The 20441-nt window shown below is 39.0% G+C and carries 14 protein-coding genes, 2 pseudogenes and 1 CRISPR repeat array; of the genes and pseudogenes, 6 read left to right on the top strand and 10 right to left on the bottom strand.

Going from position 1 to position 20441, the window contains the following annotated elements; translation table 11 throughout:
• Window positions 1-67: 67 nt before the first annotated feature.
• The 5 genes from CDC37_RS14900 (at window position 68) to CDC37_RS14920 (ending at window position 6575) form a co-directional block, all read left to right on the top strand.
• A complete protein-coding gene (locus tag CDC37_RS14900; RefSeq protein ID WP_096622737.1) occupies window positions 68-1816 on the top strand; it encodes a DUF3352 domain-containing protein in 1749 nt (582 codons plus the stop codon).
• A gap of 552 nt (window positions 1817-2368) precedes the next feature.
• The gene (locus CDC37_RS14905) at window positions 2369-4531 is read left to right on the top strand and encodes a molybdopterin oxidoreductase family protein (RefSeq protein ID WP_096622739.1); all 2163 of its coding nucleotides are present in this window, start codon (window positions 2369-2371) and stop codon (window positions 4529-4531) included.
• 29 nt (window positions 4532-4560) lie between these two features.
• Complete coding sequence (locus tag CDC37_RS14910) at window positions 4561-5019, top strand: phosphate-starvation-inducible PsiE family protein (RefSeq protein WP_096622741.1); 459 nt, start codon at window positions 4561-4563, stop codon at window positions 5017-5019.
• Window positions 5020-5184: 165 nt separating this feature from the next.
• Window positions 5185-5550 carry a DUF4864 domain-containing protein gene (locus CDC37_RS14915; protein ID WP_096622743.1) on the top strand — a complete coding sequence of 122 codons (366 nt, stop codon included), beginning with the start codon at window positions 5185-5187 and terminating at the stop codon, window positions 5548-5550.
• 410 nt (window positions 5551-5960) lie between these two features.
• Window positions 5961-6575: a Uma2 family endonuclease gene (locus CDC37_RS14920; RefSeq protein ID WP_096622745.1), complete on the top strand. Its 615-nt coding sequence runs from the start codon at window positions 5961-5963 to the stop codon at window positions 6573-6575.
• A gap of 169 nt (window positions 6576-6744) precedes the next feature.
• Here the strand turns inward: CDC37_RS14920 and CDC37_RS14925 are convergent, their stop codons facing one another.
• Both CDC37_RS14925 and cas2 read right to left on the bottom strand, forming a co-directional pair.
• Complete coding sequence (locus tag CDC37_RS14925; protein ID WP_096622747.1) at window positions 6745-7542, bottom strand: hypothetical protein; 798 nt, start codon at window positions 7540-7542, stop codon at window positions 6745-6747.
• 262 nt (window positions 7543-7804) lie between these two features.
• A CRISPR array of direct repeats spans window positions 7805-10036; the repeat unit is 37 nt; unit sequence GTTTCAATCCCTAATAGGGATTATTTAGTTTTGTAAC.
• A 272-nt stretch (window positions 10037-10308) separates the two neighbouring features.
• Window positions 10309-10497: pseudogene (cas2, locus tag CDC37_RS14930) on the bottom strand (CRISPR-associated endonuclease Cas2); the annotation flags it as partial.
• Here cas2 and CDC37_RS24740 point away from each other — a divergent pair.
• Window positions 10487-10693: pseudogene (locus CDC37_RS24740) on the top strand (IS630 family transposase); the annotation flags it as partial. The pseudogenes cas2 and CDC37_RS24740 overlap by 11 nt on opposite strands.
• On the opposite strand, the gene CDC37_RS14940 reads toward CDC37_RS24740, so the two are convergent.
• From CDC37_RS14940 to CDC37_RS14975, 8 genes are read right to left on the bottom strand one after another with little or no spacing between them, the layout of a single operon-like run.
• Window positions 10688-10936: a DEAD/DEAH box helicase gene (locus tag CDC37_RS14940; protein ID WP_096622751.1), complete on the bottom strand. Its 249-nt coding sequence runs from the start codon at window positions 10934-10936 to the stop codon at window positions 10688-10690. The pseudogene CDC37_RS24740 and the gene CDC37_RS14940 sit on opposite strands and share 6 nt — an antisense overlap.
• Window positions 10937-13153 (bottom strand): TIGR03986 family type III CRISPR-associated RAMP protein, encoded by a 2217-nt coding sequence (locus CDC37_RS14945; protein WP_096622753.1) that lies wholly within the window; start codon window positions 13151-13153, stop codon window positions 10937-10939.
• Complete coding sequence (gene csx19 / locus CDC37_RS14950; RefSeq protein ID WP_231943069.1) at window positions 13143-13739, bottom strand: type III-D CRISPR-associated protein Csx19; 597 nt, start codon at window positions 13737-13739, stop codon at window positions 13143-13145. The genes CDC37_RS14945 and csx19 overlap by 11 nt, the downstream gene beginning before the upstream one ends.
• The gene (locus CDC37_RS14955) at window positions 13736-15220 is read right to left on the bottom strand and encodes an RAMP superfamily CRISPR-associated protein (RefSeq protein WP_096622755.1); all 1485 of its coding nucleotides are present in this window, start codon (window positions 15218-15220) and stop codon (window positions 13736-13738) included. The genes csx19 and CDC37_RS14955 overlap by 4 nt, the downstream gene beginning before the upstream one ends.
• Entirely contained in the window at window positions 15220-16800 is a 1581-nt protein-coding gene (locus CDC37_RS14960; RefSeq protein WP_096622757.1) for an RAMP superfamily CRISPR-associated protein, read from the bottom strand. The genes CDC37_RS14955 and CDC37_RS14960 overlap by 1 nt, the downstream gene beginning before the upstream one ends.
• Complete coding sequence (locus CDC37_RS14965) at window positions 16797-17480, bottom strand: RAMP superfamily CRISPR-associated protein (RefSeq protein WP_096622759.1); 684 nt, start codon at window positions 17478-17480, stop codon at window positions 16797-16799. The genes CDC37_RS14960 and CDC37_RS14965 overlap by 4 nt, the downstream gene beginning before the upstream one ends.
• Window positions 17481-17482: 2 nt before the next feature.
• Entirely contained in the window at window positions 17483-19096 is a 1614-nt protein-coding gene (locus CDC37_RS14970) for a Cas10/Cmr2 second palm domain-containing protein (RefSeq protein ID WP_096622761.1), read from the bottom strand.
• Window positions 19093-20349 carry a Card1-like endonuclease domain-containing protein gene (locus tag CDC37_RS14975; RefSeq protein ID WP_096622763.1) on the bottom strand — a complete coding sequence of 419 codons (1257 nt, stop codon included), beginning with the start codon at window positions 20347-20349 and terminating at the stop codon, window positions 19093-19095. Before CDC37_RS14975 ends, CDC37_RS14970 begins: the two co-directional genes overlap by 4 nt.
• Between the last annotated feature and the right edge of the window lie 92 nt (window positions 20350-20441).

A 20441-nucleotide genomic window follows, 5' to 3' on the forward strand; every position in this document is an offset into this window, starting at 1 on the left:
ACGTGGTGCGGATCGACCGTAGGGTAATCCGAAATCTAAAATCCAAAATCCAAAATCCGAAAATCCGATGACTTTGCCCCTTGCATCTGTTTCTAGCGAGAAAAAAAAGAAACCATCCCTATTACTGACATTTTCGGCGGTAGCAGTATTAATTACGGGTGGGATTGCGGCTGTGTGGTTCTTTACCCAAGGTAAACCATTGGTGCGATCGCTACCTATTGGTGCTACTGTGATTCCCCAGGATGCGGTGTTTACGGTGTCACTGACAACGGATGTCCAGCAGTGGGATAGTTTACGGGAATTTGGGACAAAACAACTACAAACGGAATTGGATCGTAATTTAATTGCTCTGCGCGATCGCTTTTTATCCCGCTATGGTTTTGATTTTCAACAACATGTTCAACCTTGGGTGGGGGATGGAGTTACCTTTGCTGTGCTTGCACCACCAAAACCTGCGGAAGGTTCTTCTCCCTCAATCAATGACACTGCTATAAATCCCCAACCCTTGCTGGTGGTGTTACCTATCAAAAATCCCCAAGCTGGGGAAAAAATTCTCACCCAAATGCAGACAGTATCGGCAAAGACTTGGCGCGATACTCCAGCGGAGTCGCTTCGCGATCGCACCTATGGGAATGTGAAAATTAAAGAAGCTACAAACAAAAATGGGGAAGAATTAGCGATCGCTATTGTCGATGGGGGAAAATACGTGGTCATGAGCGATGAATCCCAGGCAATTAACCAGGTGATTGATGCCCAACAACAACAAACAACTATCAATAAATTACCGGGTTTTGCGGATAATTTTACCAAAATCGCTAGTTACCAACCCTTTGCCCAATTTTACCTGAATATACCATCCTCTGCCCAATTAATTAGTGGTTTGCCCAACCGCCAACTACCTGCTCAAGTTTTAGGGCAATTACAAAATCATCAGGGTTTGGTCGGTACTGTCTTGGTTGAACCGGAAGGAGTTCGTCTCAAAGCTGCATCATGGCTCAAACCCAATAGTCGCAGAACCCTAGCGGTGGAAAATAACGCCGCAACAATGGCCAAACGTGTTCCCGCACAAACTATGATGTTGTGGTCTGGAAGCAACCTGCGTCGCTTGTGGACAGATTACGTCGCCACATCTCAGGGTAATTCCCTCGCACCCATCAATCCTGAGCAGTTGCGTAAAGACTTCAAATCCCTGACCAATTTAGAACTGGAACGGGATTTCTTGAGTTGGATGGGTGGTGAATTTGCCCTATCCATCGTCCCCGCTAGCTCCAACAACGATTTTCGCGCTGCCCTTCTATTTATGGTACAAGTTCGCGATCGCCCGAAAGCAGATGCGGCGATGAAAAAGTTAGATGAGGCCATGAGTACTCAGTACCAATTAAAAATTGAAAAAACCACCGTTGCTAATCAGGAACTCACCCGATGGTTTTCCCCTTTCGGTACACTCACCGCTAGTCATGGTTGGATGGATAATAACGTTAAATTTATCACAATGGGTGCGCCCATTACAGATATAATTCTTCCCGCAACCCCAAACCCCCTCGCCCAAACCTCCCTCTATCAAACAGCAGTCCCCTCCCCCTTCAACCCTGGTAACAGTAACTTTTTCCTCGATGTTGAACGCCTCGCTAAAAACTTCCCCCTTCCCCCCCTATTTCCTAACCAACAAAGCCTCCTGGCTGCTACTAGTACCATCGGTATTTCCACTAACATCAACGATAATCGTAGTATCCAATACGAAGCCCTGATTCGATTACGTAAAACCGATAAACCCTCCCCCTTACCAACACCTATGGAGACGCTTAAACTGGAGTAACTCGGTGTAAATTTAGTTAGTGATAGCACTTTATACTAAACTTTTTTTTGGACTAAAGTTCTACTACGAATCCGTATTAGAACCCGCATTTTTTGTGTGTTCCAATCAAGCTTTTTTTGGGAATGGGAAGAGACACGACATGTCGCGTCTGTACTCTCGAAGGAAAAATCAGCTTTATAACCCCCATGTCCAGAGTCAGGAACATAGTCAAAATAGTGATAATTAATACTTGACCAACAACCTCCAAGAAACCCTATTCCTGTACAGACGCGATATATCGCGTCTCTCCCTGTATAGACGACCCGACGGGTCGTCTATACTCCCTATTCCTTGTTTTAGGATTTTGTGAGAAATGCGGGTAAAGTCCAACTAGGAACTCCCATTTGAAGTGGGGTGGACTACTATCGCATAAAATATATGCATTTATCGCATTATGTATCTTGTTTTGTAACTAATGTAACGAAATCACCTAGACAATAGGCAATATTATCTATCACACTCGTTCCATAAGGTAATTGTGAAGCAATCGTTAGGAAACAGGGTTGATTGGGTGTGAGTGAAATTACAAAAACGCTGTGTCCCTATTGTGGGGTTGGATGTGGGTTGGAAGTGTTGGCTGTTCAACCGGATGTAATTGAGACGGAAGGGGGTAATTTAACCGATAATCATAATACCCGTTGGAAGGTACGGGGCGATCGCAATCATCCATCGAGTCAGGGGATGGTCTGTGTCAAGGGTGCAACGGTGACGGAAGCGCTGGATAAATCGCGGTTGTTGTATCCGATGGTACGGGATTCTCTGGATGGGGAGTTCCGACGGGTGGATTGGGATGGGGTGTTGGATTTGATGGTGTCCCGGATTCAGCGTATCTGGGAAAATTTTGGTGCGGATGCTATCTGTATGTACGGTTCGGGACAGATGCAGACGGAGGATTATTATGTTGCGCAGAAGTTGTTAAAGGGCTGTTTGGGAACGAATAATTTTGATTCTAATTCCCGTTTGTGTATGTCGAGTGCGGTGAAGGGTTATCAGCTTTCTTTGGGGTCGGATGGTCCACCCTGTTGTTATGATGACCTGGAATTGGCGGATTTGGTGGTGATTATCGGTTCTAATACGGCTGAATGTCATCCGATTGTATTTAACCGTTTACAGAAATACCGCAAAAAGCATCCCCAGGCTAAGTTAGTGGTTGTTGATCCCCGGTGTACGGAAACGGCGAAGGTTGCAGATTTACATTTGCCTCTGCGTCCCGGTACGGATATTGATTTGTTGAATGGGATTGCCTATTTGCTATTGCAGTGGGGTTGTATTGATGCAGAGTTTATTGCTGATGCCACGAATAATTTTCCTGCCTATGCCCAGTTAGTACAGTTTTATACTCCTGAGTTGGTGACGCAACGTTGTGGAATTTCCCTGGAAGCTTTGCAAACGACGGCGAAATACTGGGCTGAAGCAAAAAATGTGCTGTCAATGTGGTCGATGGGGGTAAATCAATCCAGTGAGGGAACAGCCAAGGTCAACAGTATTATTAATTTACATTTGTTAACTGGGCAGATTGGTAAACCTGGTGCGGGACCTTTTTCCTTGACGGGACAACCGAATGCGATGGGTGGTCGGGAAAGTGGGGGATTAGCCCAGTTATTACCAGGTTATCGCACTGTAACCAATCCTGTCCACCGCCAGCAGGTGGAAGAATTTTGGCAATTACCACCGGGAAGTATTAGCTCGCAACCGGGACGGACTGCTTGGGATATAATTACGGGTTTGGAGCAGGGAGAGGTAAAATTACTGTGGATAGTGGCAACAAATCCGGCGGTGAGTTTACCTAATTTACAACGCGCTCAAGCAGCTTTAGCTAAATCTCCCCTGACAATTTACCAGGATGCCTATTATCCCACGGAAACCTCCGCCTATGCCCATATTTTACTACCAGCCGCCCAATGGGGGGAAAAAACGGGGACAATGACCAATTCGGAACGATTTGTCACCCTCTGTCCAGCCTTTCGTCAACCACCAGGTGAAGCACGTCCCGATTGGCAGATTTTTGCCGAGGTAGGAAAAAGGTTAGGATTTGCTGACAAATTCACCTTTGAGGATGCGGGGAGCGTCCAGCGGGAATTTGTGCAGTTGACGCGGGGACGGGTTTGTGAAATGACGGAAATTAGTCATGAACGGTTAGCGGAAACAGGAGCGATTCAATGGGGAGGAAAGCGGCTGTATACTAACGCCCTATTCCCTACAGATAATGGACGGGCTAATTTTGTTCCCAGACATGCGCGGGGACTAGCCGAACCACCAAATCCGGAATATCCCTTCGTCTTGACCACAGGAAGATTATACGGTCATTGGCACACCCAAACTCGCACCGGACGCATTGACAAGATTCAGAAAATGTACCCCCAACCCTGGATGGAGATTCATCCCCGTGATGCCGTTGCATTGGGGGTAATAGATGGTACAGTAGTAGAAGTGCGATCGCAACATGGGAGTGCCCAGTTTCCCGCCAAAATCACCCGCCATATCTCACCGGGTGTGGTGTTTATTCCCATGCATTGGGGTAAACTTTGGGGAGAAAATAGCGAAGCGAATGCCCTCACCCACCCCCAAGCCTGTCCAGATTCCCGACAACCGGAACTCAAAGCCTGTGCAGTCCAACTTGTACCGATAATTGAAAAAACGCTCGTGCAGGGATATCAACTGCAATCCTCCCAATGATAAGCTGCTAGGGGTAGAGGCTATGAGGGATGGGAAGAATGTGGAAAGGTTTCCGAAATCTGATGAAAGACGATAATTTTACCCGTTTACTTGGAAGTTTAGAAGTGCTGATTGCAAAAGTTTTGGCAGTGATGATGGTGGGTATTATTATCTATGCCACCGGGGATTTAATTGTATTTATTTTTCGAGAAGTTTTCACCACCCAGTACGGTACTTTTTATCAAAAACTATTCAAATTATTTGGCTTATTTCTGAATCTTTTAATCGCCTTAGAAATTCTCGAAAATATCACTGGATACCTGAAAAAACACGTTATCCAAGTAGAATTAGTAATTACCACCTCCCTAATTGCCGTTGCTCGTAAAATTATTATCCTCGACCTGGGAAAAACAGAAGGAATGAAAATCACAGGTTTAGCGATCGCAATTTTGGCCCTGTCGATCAGTTACTTAATTATCCACAGCAATAACGCTAAACATTCTAGTTAGGGGAAAAAGTATCAGAGATAACAGTAATTCCATTTTGTTCGCTAAAAATGTAATCCCATCACAATATTTACAAATTAACATCAATCAAATAGACGATCTAACGCTATATTTATGGTAAATGTACATAGCTAATCCCTATTTGTACCGAAACGATTAACTGGGGCAATGGAAATTACAGATAGCGATCGCACAGCAATTAGATTTGTAATTGAACAACAACTCCATGCTTTTCAGCATGATAACGCAGATCAGGCTTTTGCATTTGCCAGTCCAGCCATCCAAGCCCAATTTCGCAACCCTCAAACCTTCATGCGCATGGTGAAATCTGGCTATGCACCCGTTTACCGTCCCCGTTCAGTCATTTTTGAAGGCATCACCACCATCGAAGGTAACATTACCCAAATACTTTTACTGCTTTCACCCAATGGAAAACCCGTCCGAGGTCTGTATTTAATGGAAAAGCAAGCTAATCAAACCTGGAAAATAAACGGTTGTGTGCTGATTCCCGTCGATGCTGATATCTTTGATTAGGGAGGGAGTGGCAGAGACGCGACATATCGCGTCTGTACGGGAATTGGGAGTCGGTGAGGAGTCAATCGGTTTTCCCTCGCACCCATGCTCCGCGTGGGTGCAGAATCTACGAGGTTCCGACCTCGTGAATGAAGGGAGTAGCCTTCGCTGACTGAGTAACCACCCAGAGCATAGTCATTAGATAAAAGTTCTGACTAAATTAATACTCGGTCTATTTCCGCCAACTTGTACTATGAAGTTGTATATAGGAATCGTAATTGAATCTTGCTAGGTATACAAAGAAATAAAGCTTTGTACGATAAGCTTTGGGGTAATTGAGATGTTCAGAAATCAAATAGAATCAATGCTTGTATAGCAAAGATTTGAGTCAACAAATAATATAATATGCAACTTCCATGTCAAATATCAATATGACTCAATCCCCTGCCAAAATTGTCACCTATGAAGAATTTATCCAGTGGCTACCCAACGACGGTAAACGCTACGAGTTACATGACGGAGTAATAATTGAGATGTCACAGCCAACTGGAAAACACGAGAAAGTGACAACTTTTCTCACCCTAGAGTTAGCTGTGCAAATTCGGAATTTGGCACTTCCCTTTCTTCTTCCCAAAACAGCATTAGTTAAACCTCCCCAAAGAAATTCTGGATATTTCCCCGATATTTTATTAGTAAATCCTGATAACCTGGTCAATGAACCTTTATGGGAAACCCAGTCAACCCTAATTCAAGGAATATCAATTCCCTTGATTATTGAAGTTGTCTCTAGTAATTGGCGAGATGACTATCATAAAAAATTTGCTGATTATGAAGAAATGGGGATTCCTGAATATTGGATTACCGATTTTGCTGCACTCGGTGGACGGGATTTAATCGGTAATCCCAAGCAACCCACCCTTTTTATCTGTAATTTAGAAGATGGGGAATATGTGAAAAAAGCCTTTCGAGGTGATGAACCAATTATTTCTCAAACTTTCCCCCAACTCAATCTCACTGCACAACAGATTTTTGATGCTGCTGTTTAATTTCTTCATCCAGTAAAATCTATAAAAATAAATTCTACCAGTTTTAACACCGATTCAAACAATGTTTGCAACATATCCAGAATATGAGACGTAGCACTGCTACGTCTCTACAAAATTCATCTGTCGCATTCTTTTTTCAAATTGGTATAACTTGTACATATTGCCCAATTTATGGGGAACTGCGGGAATCCAGGACAGGTCTTGGCTGGTCAGGGATAAATATTCTCAGCAATAAAGCGATCGCACAGGCACAGGCAGTGACGAAAATAACTGGTATACTAAAATGACGGACAGCGATCGCAATTAATGCCCAAATAACTACACCCGCATAGGCTGCATCGTAACGACGTACTCGCACCAAATCCCCTAAAAAGGTGGCAATTAGCAACATGACGACGGTGATAATTTGGGGAACACCGAAACCATCCCAATTGAGTGCGTATAAAGTGCAAGCCACATTCACAATGGTCGCAACGCTAATCCAACCCAAATAAATAGCGATGGGAATATTCACACACCATTTGCGAATACGATTTACAGGTTCCACATTGATTTTCAGTGCTTGATAGGCTGCAATTAAGGGCACTAAAATTAATAGCATCGCCAATAATGATAAAACAAATTGACGCAATAAAAACAGATAAACCCAAGCAATTTGTGCGAGGGATGCAAAGGTAATTAAATAACCTGCCGTATTGAAAGCAGGATTTTGGCGTTGACCGGGTAATAGTTGATAGATAGCAAAGGCAAATAAACCCAGATAAATTAATCCCCAGATAGCAAAGGCATAATTGGCTGGGATAATTAATACATCTTTGAATAACCCATTAGAAATTTCCCCAATCGTTTCCCCTCCCAGAGGAAAAATATTGGAAATTATATTAATCACAAATGCACCAACTATCGCTACCAGGGTGATTATTTGGCGGATAATTCCCGGAAGTTGCCGTGATGAAGATGTTTCCATATTAACTTGTTGGGTGAATTAACTTTATTATTATCTATTCCTAGGATAACTAATTTACCTGGCGTTGCTGAATACAAATATGAATTTAAAATTTGACGTTGTGTAGAGACGACCAGTCGGGTCTTCTCTACGTAGACGCGCATATCGCGGCTTCTCGAAGAGATGATTCTGGTTTTAATACAAAATGTAAATCATTATAATTCATGCCTAAATTCAGCAATGCCCAAGTTTTTGATGACGTGGTTGACTTTGACAACAGCCGGTTTCAATCCCTAATAGGGATTATTTAGTTTTGTAACATAGCTGAGATAGAGCTAGACAAACAGGAACAAGAGTTTCAATCCCTAATAGGGATTATTTAGTTTTGTAACGCATCGTTCCTTATGATGCATGATTGTATTGCGAGGAGTTTCAATCCCTAATAGGGATTATTTAGTTTTGTAACTCTGTTTATGAGGCAATAGGTGACCTTGAGCTGCTTGTTTCAATCCCTAATAGGGATTATTTAGTTTTGTAACAAGGCATACTCCTTGTCCTCTGTGGCTTTAAGAAGTTTCAATCCCTAATAGGGATTATTTAGTTTTGTAACAGCAGCCGCCATGCGATCGCAGAAGATGCCCTCTGTTTCAATCCCTAATAGGGATTATTTAGTTTTGTAACGCAAGTATCTCTCCGCCAATCCCAAATCCCCATTCCCCCCGTTTCGTTTCAATCCCTAATAGGGATTATTTAGTTTTGTAACAAACATCTTCCTTCCATTCTGGAAGATGCTTTAAGCGTTTCAATCCCTAATAGGGATTATTTAGTTTTGTAACGCAAGGGGTGTAACCTCCAGCAAGAGGCATTTGGTGTTTCAATCCCTAATAGGGATTATTTAGTTTTGTAACTACTTATCAACAGTACTCAAACCCTTACCACACACCCTTTGTTTCAATCCCTAATAGGGATTATTTAGTTTTGTAACCAGGTTTTCTTGGAGGTCAGAAAAGCTTTCGTACACGTTTCAATCCCTAATAGGGATTATTTAGTTTTGTAACGAATCTGGGGTTAAAGTTTGCGCCTTCGCGGTGGTCGTTTCAATCCCTAATAGGGATTATTTAGTTTTGTAACAAGACTGGCGACAGTCAACACAGCAGAAATTTGTCGTTTCAATCCCTAATAGGGATTATTTAGTTTTGTAACGCATTTCACCATCACAGCCAATAGGGATACCCAGGGGGTTTCAATCCCTAATAGGGATTATTTAGTTTTGTAACGCCCTAGAAGGTGCCTGAAATTGCCTAAATGGGGAGTTTCAATCCCTAATAGGGATTATTTAGTTTTGTAACCACCAATGATGTGGACGAGAACTGGGTTCTATACAGTTTCAATCCCTAATAGGGATTATTTAGTTTTGTAACACGGGCGTAGCTAGCCTAGCCCTCTGAAGAGTGGTTTCAATCCCTAATAGGGATTATTTAGTTTTGTAACAAAAGGAGGTAAGGAGGCAAAGGAGAAAGCCATAGAGTTTCAATCCCTAATAGGGATTATTTAGTTTTGTAACCTGAGCGTATGCCAAGTTGGGTCGCACCAGATTAGGTGTTTCAATCCCTAATAGGGATTATTTAGTTTTGTAACCAGAGGCCTTCTAGGGCATCCTAGCGGGGCTCGAATGATGGGTTTCAATCCCTAATAGGGATTATTTAGTTTTGTAACGACAAGCTACTTATAGAGGTAGCTAGGAAAATATCAGTTTCAATCCCTAATAGGGATTATTTAGTTTTGTAACGAGGTTGAGGAGTATATTGCTCCTCATGACGGGGTTTCAATCCCTAATAGGGATTATTTAGTTTTGTAACACGTTGTGGCTGGTCGCCAAGTTAGTAACATTGGGTTTCAATCCCTAATAGGGATTATTTAGTTTTGTAACTCGTCGTGAATACAGGCAAGACATTCGAGATTGTAGAGTTTCAATCCCTAATAGGGATTATTTAGTTTTGTAACGCAATAGTCTTCCCGCTCACCGCGAGCCGAGGCACGTTTCAATCCCTAATAGGGATTATTTAGTTTTGTAACTAGGGCATCATTCTTGGCTAGCAACTCATTGCGTCTGGCATTGTTTCAATCCCTAATAGGGATTATTTAGTTTTGTAACAGCTTGAGTATTGGCTCTTCTCTGAATTTGAAGCTGTTTCAATCCCTAATAGGGATTATTTAGTTTTGTAACTTAAAGAAATCAGCTACAGCATCCTGTTTTGTAGTGTTTCAATCCCTAATAGGGATTATTTAGTTTTGTAACCCTAGATGTGAGTGAAATAGAAGGGTATTATATTGAGTTTCAATCCCTAATAGGGATTATTTAGTTTTGTAACTATATAATTTTAATGGGAACTTTTTCGCATAAAGTGTTTCAATCCCTAATAGGGATTATTTAGTTTTGTAACTAAGGATTTCTTCAGCTATAAAGCGACTAAATGTGTTTCAATCCCTAATAGGGATTATTTAGTTTTGTAACCGTTCATAGTCAGAACCCTTACCATATTTAGTTTTCAAGGTGCAAAGGTGCGAACCTCTTTTAAAATACTCTTTCAGCCACTGACTTGTCAAGGGGAAGGCGGAGAAAAAACGCTCAAAACCATTCATAGTAAGCTTTTCGAGAATGGTGCGAACCTCCTTTTGGTTCCCAAGCCGGGAAACCCTTATCCAGCAAGTATTTCCAGCGAAAAAAAGCCTCATCCTATTTTTACACCCCCTGGTTCGCACCCAAATCGACAAATAATTACGAAATCAGACAAGGAATATAGAATTATCTCGTGGCATTTCACCGCCGATACGCTCTACTTTACCTTGGCAGCAGGCACAAAGGAAGTAAAAGCGCACACTATCTTCATCTGGTTTTATCAATTTGGAAAGCCGCGATCGCAATTTTGCGTACTGAGTGTCTGTTAAATCGCACTCAAATACAGAATACCTGATAACTTGTGAATGCTTTGCCTCAAACCCTCCACAACAAAATCCTGTAGAAGATATTTGGCTGCAAGCGAAAAAACTAATTAGAGAATTCTACTTTTTCTGCCATTCCTTCTCAGTCGTTAAGGCTTTATTCGAGTTGGCAATTCATGGTCAAATTTTTGACTTACCAAAAATGAATGAGTATGGTGTTTTCTCATAAATGATTTAGGATTGCTATATTTGCAAGGGTAAGCAGAGGTACGACATATATCAACTTATTGGGAAAATCGATCTGGAGGGTTTTCGCAAATAAAAAGGGTGCGATCGCAGTTTCTGTTTTCCCAGAACCCGTAGGTGCGCGGAGGATGGTATCTTTATGGTTGAGGATATGGTTAATGGTTTGAATTTGGAAGTTGTAGGGTTGGTGAGTAGTAAGGGTGTGGAATAGTTGGGAGATATCCATTTATTTTTTTGGTGGTTTTGGTGGTCTTTGGGTTGCGAAATTAGAATTATTTCCGTTCCCAGGTTTACTTCGATTATTTTGATGATTTTTTTTTCGGGAATTATTTTTTTTTAACTTTGGCTTTTCAGGTGATTCTGTAGGGGGTGGAAATTTACGCTTATCTTCTTCTAATTTATTCATTACCTGAAATGGTGTCGGTAAAATAGGTCTTTCTTTATATTCATTAGTTGGTTCAATCGTCATATAACGAGTATTATCTGCTGATGGAGGATTATCACACCGTAACATCAACAATAGCATCTGAATCCGAGGTATTTTATCCAATTTAGTCGCATTGTATCCTTCTGGATGATCATCAGGATGGATATTATCAACGATGAATTTTTCAAAAGCATCAATACAAGCTTGAGATTTTGAATCTGTATTGCTTTGATTTTCTTCTCCCGTTAACCATTGATTACTATTAAACAATTGAGAGTAACGTTCGTGACGGTTATTTAACAAAAGCTGATACTCTATTTTTACAGCACCCATTCCCAAAGGTTTACCCATTCCCAGAGATAAGCAGTATTTAGGGTTTGCAGCTATTTTTAATATCCACAATAATGCACCTAGCTCAATATTACTGAGGTTTTCAAAGTGGATATCAAAGGTAAATTTTACTCCGGCTTTGATAGGTTTGATTTTCGTGTACTGAGAACTAGATTTTTTAATTTTTGTCGTATCATTTTCTTCTATATCTTCTTTTTTTGCATTCGGTTTATGCCAATATAGTTTATGACCCCTGATAACAGTATCCTCAACAGGTTTACTAGCATAATGTTTCAGCTGCGCTTTGTCATCATTTGATTGAACTAAGTAATGCTGAAAAGTTGTGGGTTTAGGATTAGAGAGAATCTTGGGTGTAATAGTCTGTTCTAAATTCCCTGTTAGCCAAATATCATCATTAACTGTTTTTTCACAAATAGCATTTTCGATAAAAACTCTTCCTGCTAAAGCTGACAATTTCGTACCATTATTTTCATGAGTACTATTTGGATGATTTTTATCTTTTTCCCTGACAAATCCAAATATTGCATCAGCTAAATCAATTTTGTCAGATTTACCAATATGATTCGGAATAAAATCAACTGCTGATGCTGCTTTTCCGTCTTGTAAAGGTGAGTAAGGAATCCGAAAATTTGGACAATGACCAAATAATATTATTTCCTCAGATTTAATCTGTGAATAGAAAATAACACGCCCATTTTTTAAAACACCACTATCTTGTTCAAAAGGATTATTATCGTAAGGAGATTTAGCTTTTTGAAAATTAGTTAAAGCTCTACAATAAGCTGTTATTGCGTCATCATTTATTTTAATAAGTTCAGCTTTACTATCTGGTATTCCAACTAAATAATGATATTTACGTCCTCCCTTACTCTTAAGCTTTCTTTCACGTTCTTGTTCATCTAAATTAGTGCTTTCTAGCATATTACCGCTAGTTACTAATACTCCCATATATTCAAATTCTGTACAGTCATTACTTATTTTTTTCGCACAGCAACGACCATTTTGAGTATAGAAATCTCCAAAACTGATATTTTGTCTATACTGAGGTACATAGTCTAATGACTTCATACATATAAAGCCATCAATCTTTCCTTCTACATGTTTTTCTTTAATATAGATAAAATATTTATCTTCAATTTTTGTAGCTGGACGGATATACCAACCATCATCTTTTTTCACAAGATATCCTGCTTTAAGGTTTTCCTTTTTCAGATAATTTGTATATATATTTTTTAATGGATCATCTTTATCAGCAGCGACAGCACGGAAGAAAAATTTATCAGCATCAGAAACTTTATCTAGCTTACTAAAACTAATAATCTCCACTAAACTTCTTATCATCCCCCGCAAACTACTACCGGGAATCACGGGTTTTCTCGCTTTATTAGCTATCCCCGTATAAAAAAAATCAGCTAAATCTTTCGATTCTGCACCACATGCAAATTCTTCTGTAGTTAAACCACAGCGAATATATAAAGGTGATTCAGTTGTCAGGGTACAATTAATCCTACCAGTATATCGATTTTCAGACTGGGAATAATAAATATTCTGCTGAGGTAAAGAATCAGGTTTAACCTCAACTATCTGATTTGGTAACTCTACAAAATTATAAGGAGCTACAGCTTTTCTATTTTCCGGTACATTCTTTAAAGGTCTAGGCAGCATTTTTCAACTCCTTTTCCGTTGTAAGATTAACTAATCGACTTAAATAAATCCGAACTAAACCTGTTTCTTTATCCTCATCAAGATAATGACGAACACACAATCGCAATGGACGATATAATTTTTGGTTGCTATCAAAAGGGATATCAATTAATGGAACCGCATGACGCAAACCTTGGGAACCATCCGACACCAGGGTAAAACCATCACTAATATTTTCTGCTTGTGTACCCCAAAGAATCTGATTTTCCGAAATATATTCTTCTTTATCTAGATGTGTGTCTTCAACACAACGAGCTTTAAATTCATCATCATTCCTCCACAGCATTACTTCCGAATGTTCACCAAAAATCCGACATTGCTGTAAAGTCAATAGACGCAATTTTGCAAGTTGAGGAAACACGCTATCTGATGTTTTCAAAGTTCCATTTTGGAATTTTCCCCAAATCACTCCATCTTCTGCATGTGCTAATAAATATTTTAATTGATATTCACTAGCTTGTTTTTCTAACCATACCTTCAAGTCGAAGCTTTCCTTTACTTCTACTTCTATCAATTCAGAGTTTGGTCGATTAATTGCTTGATTCAAGGTGTCACCTCCTGATGTAAAGCAGTAACAAATTTTTCTAAATCTTCATTTTCAGAATTTTCTATTACCAGAGATTCTGTTGGTGATGGTTGGGAGATTTTCCAGGTTTTATCATTATGTGTAATAGTTGCTTCTCTTCCTTGTAATCTTCCTCTTCCAATACTGCTGGTTCCACCTACAGGTAAGTCACCTGTCCATAAATCCTTGAGTAATAGCAGTAATAACCCTATTTCCGCATCCTTGGGTTGACGCAATGTTAATTTGATTTCCAGATTTGTTTTCTCATTTCCAAAAATAGGTTGCTCGTTGAATAAAGCACCATGTAAAGCACCACCAGTAAATCTATCAATTGCGATTCGATTCTGTATTAAATCTGTAGTATTATTGATTTCAACTTCATCGACAACTAAACGGCTAGCTTTTGGTTCTCTTGTTTTATCTTTGGTGACATCAACTCCAAAAATTGCATCAATGAAATTATTTGTAAATTTTTCTTTTTCTTCAAAATCCCTTTCAATATTCTGTTGAATAGTATTGACTATCCTCTCCCCACGATGTCGCAACACACCTGCTAAAGCTGTACCAGATAATATTGATTTTAATTCACCATTCCGTTGAGATTTCAAATGTACTACATCCGGTGCTATATTTGTGGAAGCTTGTCCCGAACGAATTAATAGAGGAGTCGCAAGGGTAAATTTTGCGGTAATCGTTAGATGCTGTCTTTTATCTTCTATTTCTTGTTCAGAGAAAGTTACACCTAAAGCTTTAGCAATATTATCGTGAGTTGGATGATTTTTTAAAAACCCTGGTTCCCAATGGGGAAAATTCAACCATTGTATACGTTGTTCGTGATTGTGTAAATCAAATTGCCATACTTGCCATTTTTTCACATGACAGCGACCAAAACCGCGATGCTTTTTAATTCCCAGACGGATTTCTCCTGTTTCTAATCCTTGTAAACTAATTGCTAGTTCTTGAATTAATTGTGTTCTGTCATGTTGTTTATCATCGACTAATAATTCAAAGTAAAGGGGAAACTGCGTTCCTGTTTCTAGAAATTCTAAATCGTATTTTGCTCCATCTTCTGCGGTTCTGGTGATGCTGTTAATTTTCACTCCGTCCCGTAATTCGACTTTTATGATTTCGCTGCTGAAAGCATCATTGATAATCAAAGGACTTTGGTCTCCATCATCATCGCTACGTTGTCCACCGAATAATATTGATACATCTGTTGCGTTATAGCCATTTTGATGTTCTCGTAAATAATTGCGTAAAGCTCCCGCGATGGAAGAACCCATTAATAAGGCTTTATCTTCAATACTATCTCGTAAAATTTCTAAATCTGTATCGCCATCATTATCACCACTTCCAAAACAAGTAGGGGTGTCTAGAACTAGATTTCCCTTGATGATAATGCGTTCGATAATATGACGTTGATTTCTGTTTCTCGGATTTTTATCTGGACAATATTTACTCATTATTTTCTCCCCTTGATTGTTTTTTTGGTAACTGCCAAAATTAAACGCAGTGTATATTCTCTAGCAAATTCAGGTTTCAATTCCATTTCAATATCACTAATTTTGACTTTTAAATCATGTTTGTTACTAATCCATTCTTCTGGATGATTTAGCCATGTAGTTAACTGTTCTTTAAAAGACTTATTATTGATAGTTGCTCGTTCAAATTGTATTTTTGCATTGGCAGGTAAATTATTTATTAGTGTCAAAACCAAATTGCAGTCTCCTGTTGATAATGCCTTCCTTGCAATTAGCTGTAATCGGGACAGTTGACTGTTGGATATATTTCCTTTTATTTCTAAAGGACTAAGTTGTTCTCTAAGCTTTTGTTCGAGTTTTGCTTTAAGTAATCTTTCAACCATTTTGGTTGCGATATTACGGGATGAATTAGTAGCTAATTGTGGTTGTTCAGTTTCTGGTAAAGCAATTTTAAACTCTTTTTTCTCTCTTAAATTAACTGCAATTCTACCGAAACCTTCTATTTTTCTTTCTCCTAAACCTACTGATTCTAATTCTTCAATTTGCTCTGCTGTGATTTCAATATTTTCAAAAACAAATACACTACCTGCTGCTAATGCAGGAATTTGAGGTAAGGGTAATCCCCATTTACGATTAAATCCACCGATTAATGTAGAACTCGCAAAACTTTCTTTTACTTGCAGTTTGATATCCTGACCAATTATTCTTGTTAATGCAGTTTCCAAAGCTTTTTGAATTGGTGTAGATGTTTGTTGTGAAGACGGAGGAATCACTGCATATTGTCCCATTTCGTCTCGTAAAATTAAATCACTTAGGAGTGTAATCGTAAAATTATCATGTTCAGTACGACTTTTAGGAGAACCTACTTCATTCCAGTTCTCATGGGTTTGAATATCCGTAATTTGGGTATGTCCGTAACCTGCACTTTGGGAACCACCTAACCAAATATCTGATGATTTGTGGAGTAATTCTAATAGGTGTATATCTATCTCTTCGCAGAGAATAACAGCTTGAAAAGTTTGTCCAGCATCGATTGCATCGTAACGGAAAATTTCTCCTTCTCCCGTTGTTTGAGTCGAACGTCCTTTTGTGCGATCGCGTCGGTTATGGATATTTATCCGTCGCTTTTCTTTATAATATCTGATACAATCAATTTCTTCTGTCCAAAACCCTTCTCCGACAAATTTAGGTGTTTCCAGTTTACCCTCATTTCTTTCAACACTGAAGTCATAAGCATGAATATTTTGTACATTTTCGTTGAGTTTAGTTTCTTTATCTCGAAACCAGGAACGAAGGATGGGAAGAGTGCGTTGTTTCTTTTGACTGAGTAAATAAGCATTCAAATATTTAATTTTTTTAGTATCAAAAAATAATCTTTGTACTTGTTCATTTGCTAAATCCAGTTCTGAAAGATTGTGATGCTTCATATAGCGTCCAATTATCGCACCACGAATCATACTACCAGGGATGTAAGAATAGGACACATCACTGTTTGGATCTCCCTGAAAGGAGGTTGCTAGTAATGGTTGCTTTGTATGCAAAGAAAACGTAATTGCTTTCATGAATTATCCTCTGTCATGGTTTCAAGTTTTATGGTTGCAAATAAATTCAAATAATCCTCAGTTATATCTTTTCCATCAGCATCATGTAACCTACAACAAACATGACCACGACCTCGATTTCTCCCACTTCCTAAACGTCGCAGTGCAAGTGTACCTACAGATAATAGTGATAGCATTGCATCACTTGGTTGCTTTTCAAATAATAAATCTGCTTGAAATTCTAAGTCACGAATGACAACACGAAATGACCGTAAACTTCCTTTTTCTGCAACACCATTTTCATAGTTGATTGCTGTTTGACGACGAATTGTAGTTAAGGAATGCAAAATATCTTGATTTGTCAGTTGCTCATTATCCACTTCATACGCAACAGCTTGACGTAAATCTTCAGGTAAATATGCATCCCCTATATGCATTGCAGCAGTGGTTTCTAATTTACTTCCTGGGATACCAAATAATTGACAAGCTATACTCGTCCAGTAATTCCTTTGATTTTCATCTGGTAAAATACTAATTAAATTATCGCACTCCTCACTTAATAAACCCTTAAGAGTGCGTCCACGTAGATAAGGTAATCCATATTTATCATGCTCCACCTCTTGATCAACTAACCCTGCAACCCCATCACCACGACCAAAAGTGGTGTCACTTAATAATTTAATTTTGAGTTTATACCTCATATCTAATCATCCAATCCTAGATAAAATTCCATCGCTTCAATCGCATCAAAATATCCACATCGTTTACCTAACCACCCTTCTTTAGCTAACTTATCTATCTCTTTACCACACTTAGGAAAATCCGGTAATCTCTCCACACCAATATTACGGAGAAAATCTTGAGTTGCGAGTTTACCCCGACGCAATACATCTCGTAAATCCATAATTTTATTATTGCGATCGCACCAATTTTCCCCTGCTTTAAATTCCTGGATAATATCAGTAAAACCTTCCCAAGTACGCCATTCATCATCATGTTTATTTAGCCGTACAGGTCGCATATTTAATTCACCTGATTTTACTTGATATTCCCGTTTGCGTATTTCCGAAATAGAACCAGATAAACCACTAGCTGCTAAATGCCAATCTAAAGCAGAAAATCCATCCGGTTCAAATTCTTTCTTTTCTTTAACCTTTTCTTTAACAAATTTCTTAGCTTCTCGACATAATTCTTCGCTAATTTCATAAGCCCTTGCAAAGGGATAATGGGTTTTCACAATACAAATACCTGCACAAGCTGTGAGCTTTTTACCATCTGCTATTTCTTGCTTTTCTAACTCTTGTAAATACAAAGCTGCTAATTCTAAACCTATCCTTCCTTCACAGACAAAAGTTGTATCATCACCTCCATAAACTAAAGGTCGAAAGGGAAGATAATACTGAGACTTTAATGTAAATTCTCCTAATTTACCGACAATTTTACCTTGCGAAATTGAGTTGACAATTTTTTCTGTGATAGCAATTAAAGCCTTTTCTCCTGCTTGTTGAACGCTAGCAGATAGACTTCGCATGGAATTTATGTAATCTCGGTTTTCTTTCCCCTCCCCATGCTTTTGAAAACGCTTCCCCATCCCGTTTCCATCAGCATGTATAACCGCAGCATAACTGGATTCACCTGATGTTCTTCCCAAATTATCAGTACGGAAGGGAAATTTATAAATATCTGTATTTACTACCCCTTCAAATAACTTTTGTAGTTTTTGATTGGCTTTGCGAGCAGCAATTAATTTTTGCTTTGTCTCCCTAGAAACTAAATAAATCTTCTCCCCTTCCCCATCTTCATACTGAATGTGATTGTCACTCCTATCCACCGCAGGTAAAAGGGTCGAATTACAAGTTGCTGTCACTCCTAATCCCAATAATGGAGTAGAGATTACCCGTTCGTATTTTTGTCGTTCGATTTTTTCTGTGACTAAATTTTTAACTACTTGATATAACTTATCTTCCTTCCAATCAAAGGTTTTATGAGCAACCAATAAATTTAATCCCGGTGCGTCTATTAATACCCTTTTGCTGAGAATTTGAGTAAACTGCTTGGCTAGTGTTTCTGTCCTAAATATAATTAACGCATTCCCACCCCCAGCGTAAATTATTTCTCCGTGACAATCACTACTATCAATCGGTTCATATTGCTTGTTTCGAGGTATTCCTACTTTTTCTAAAGTCTCTTCTACCCATTCCCCTGTTGCAGCAGAAACTAAGTAGGAAGCTCCGATATTTTCCCGCAAACGGTTGCTACTAAATACATAGCTTTGAATCCCTGTAGTATCAATAAAGGTTAATGTATATTGACTCATTTTGATGTCTCCCGGTCATTTTCTTGAATCCAATAAACAAGTTCCTGGGATAAATTTGTTAAATGCTCCCTTCCAACAACCTTGATTTTTTTATCATTGATAGAGTCAGTAATCTCAGCTTTGATAGTATCGGGTTCATTAGAACAGCAAACTAAAGCAACCCTTGCTTCATCTCCTCCCATTTGTCTTGCTCTCAGGTATGCTTCAAACAGTTTTTGTTTGCACAAGTATCTCCTGTCTGTTGTTGTACAGGAAATGGCAAAAAGTTGATATCCACGTGTGAAAGCTACATCAAATTCAAATCCATTTTTAGTGCCAACAAGAGGAATTTCAAAATTCAAGCCGTAGTCTGTAATTGAATTTGCATTAGCAATATTCTTAACTTGTTCTAACACATAGTGTTCTAACCATAAACCATCTAGCCATTTACAAAAATATTCTAATTGTGCAAATTGATTTGTTGCTTTCACTTTTGACAAGGAAAGCTGATTATCATCCGTGATAAATCCTTCCTGTTGAAATCCGGCAATAATTTCTTGTGGTAAATTATCCAAAGGTATAACCATTTTTTCTAAATCAGTTGGACTTCTCCAATCTCCTCGACTGTCTTTGTACGCTTGTTCGCGAAATTTATGATAATACCAATCAAACCACTGATTAGCTTTTGATTTATCTGTAAATATGTCTACAAAAATATTCGTCAATCCTACTAATTGTGATTCCTTTTTAGGTGTTCCCTTCAACTCTAACCCATGTAATTGGAACAGCTTAACTAACTCAACTTGCAAAGTTTCCGGTTTAATCTTTAAGCGATCGCACTCCCTATCCTCCCGATCTATACGCATTTCTAATCGACGGGGATCGAGGTAGCTGAAAAACGCATCTGGATGCTTTTTAAAAACTGCTCGATATGAATGGACAGACATTGCTTTCGTCCCACCAGTATAATTCAAGCCGATTTTTCCATCCCTGATTTTTTCCAACTCTTCGCGAATCTTCTTCTGAATGTGAAATGGATCCGACTCATAATCATCGAGCGATCGCAACACTACGTCCTTAAACCCGTTTAACTCGCTTTTAAGAATCATCTGTAGTCTTTCTGCTGATTTCTCTGTTCCTGTTGAATATATCAAATATGCAATCCCACCTTTGTTCAATAACAAATTCGCTGCAACGTAGTTAGGTAAAGGATTCTCACCAATCAGCAAAAACAAGTAGTCTACTTTATACTTATCAAACTCGGATGTACTCATGGGGTAGATGTATCAATTTCCAAATGCCGTACCCATTATATACACTATTGGAAATACCCCCTTCCGAATAACTGCTAATCTAGAGATGATTA

Origin of the sequence: Calothrix sp. NIES-3974, assembly GCF_002368395.1 — a bacterium.
In the GTDB taxonomy this organism is placed as follows: domain Bacteria; phylum Cyanobacteriota; class Cyanobacteriia; order Cyanobacteriales; family Nostocaceae; genus NIES-3974.

Bases quoted from the DNA above. Each gene is read 5' to 3' on its own strand.
- CDC37_RS14900 (WP_096622737.1), top strand. From the start codon at position 68: ATGACTTTGCCCCTTGCATCTGTTTCTAGCGAGAAAAAAAAGAAACCA.
- CDC37_RS14910 (WP_096622741.1), top strand. From the start codon at position 4,561: ATGGGAAGAATGTGGAAAGGTTTCCGAAATCTGATGAAAGACGATAAT.
- CDC37_RS14915 (WP_096622743.1), top strand. From the start codon at position 5,185: ATGGAAATTACAGATAGCGATCGCACAGCAATTAGATTTGTAATTGAA.
- CDC37_RS14920 (WP_096622745.1), top strand. From the start codon at position 5,961: ATGACTCAATCCCCTGCCAAAATTGTCACCTATGAAGAATTTATCCAG.
- CDC37_RS14925 (WP_096622747.1), bottom strand. From the start codon at position 7,542: ATGGAAACATCTTCATCACGGCAACTTCCGGGAATTATCCGCCAAATA.
- CDC37_RS14940 (WP_096622751.1), bottom strand. From the start codon at position 10,936: ATGGATATCTCCCAACTATTCCACACCCTTACTACTCACCAACCCTAC.
- CDC37_RS14945 (WP_096622753.1), bottom strand. From the start codon at position 13,153: ATGCTGCCTAGACCTTTAAAGAATGTACCGGAAAATAGAAAAGCTGTA.
- CDC37_RS14955 (WP_096622755.1), bottom strand. From the start codon at position 15,220: ATGAGTAAATATTGTCCAGATAAAAATCCGAGAAACAGAAATCAACGT.
- CDC37_RS14960 (WP_096622757.1), bottom strand. From the start codon at position 16,800: ATGAAAGCAATTACGTTTTCTTTGCATACAAAGCAACCATTACTAGCA.
- CDC37_RS14965 (WP_096622759.1), bottom strand. From the start codon at position 17,480: ATGAGGTATAAACTCAAAATTAAATTATTAAGTGACACCACTTTTGGT.
- CDC37_RS14970 (WP_096622761.1), bottom strand. From the start codon at position 19,096: ATGAGTCAATATACATTAACCTTTATTGATACTACAGGGATTCAAAGC.
- CDC37_RS14975 (WP_096622763.1), bottom strand. From the start codon at position 20,349: ATGAGTACATCCGAGTTTGATAAGTATAAAGTAGACTACTTGTTTTTG.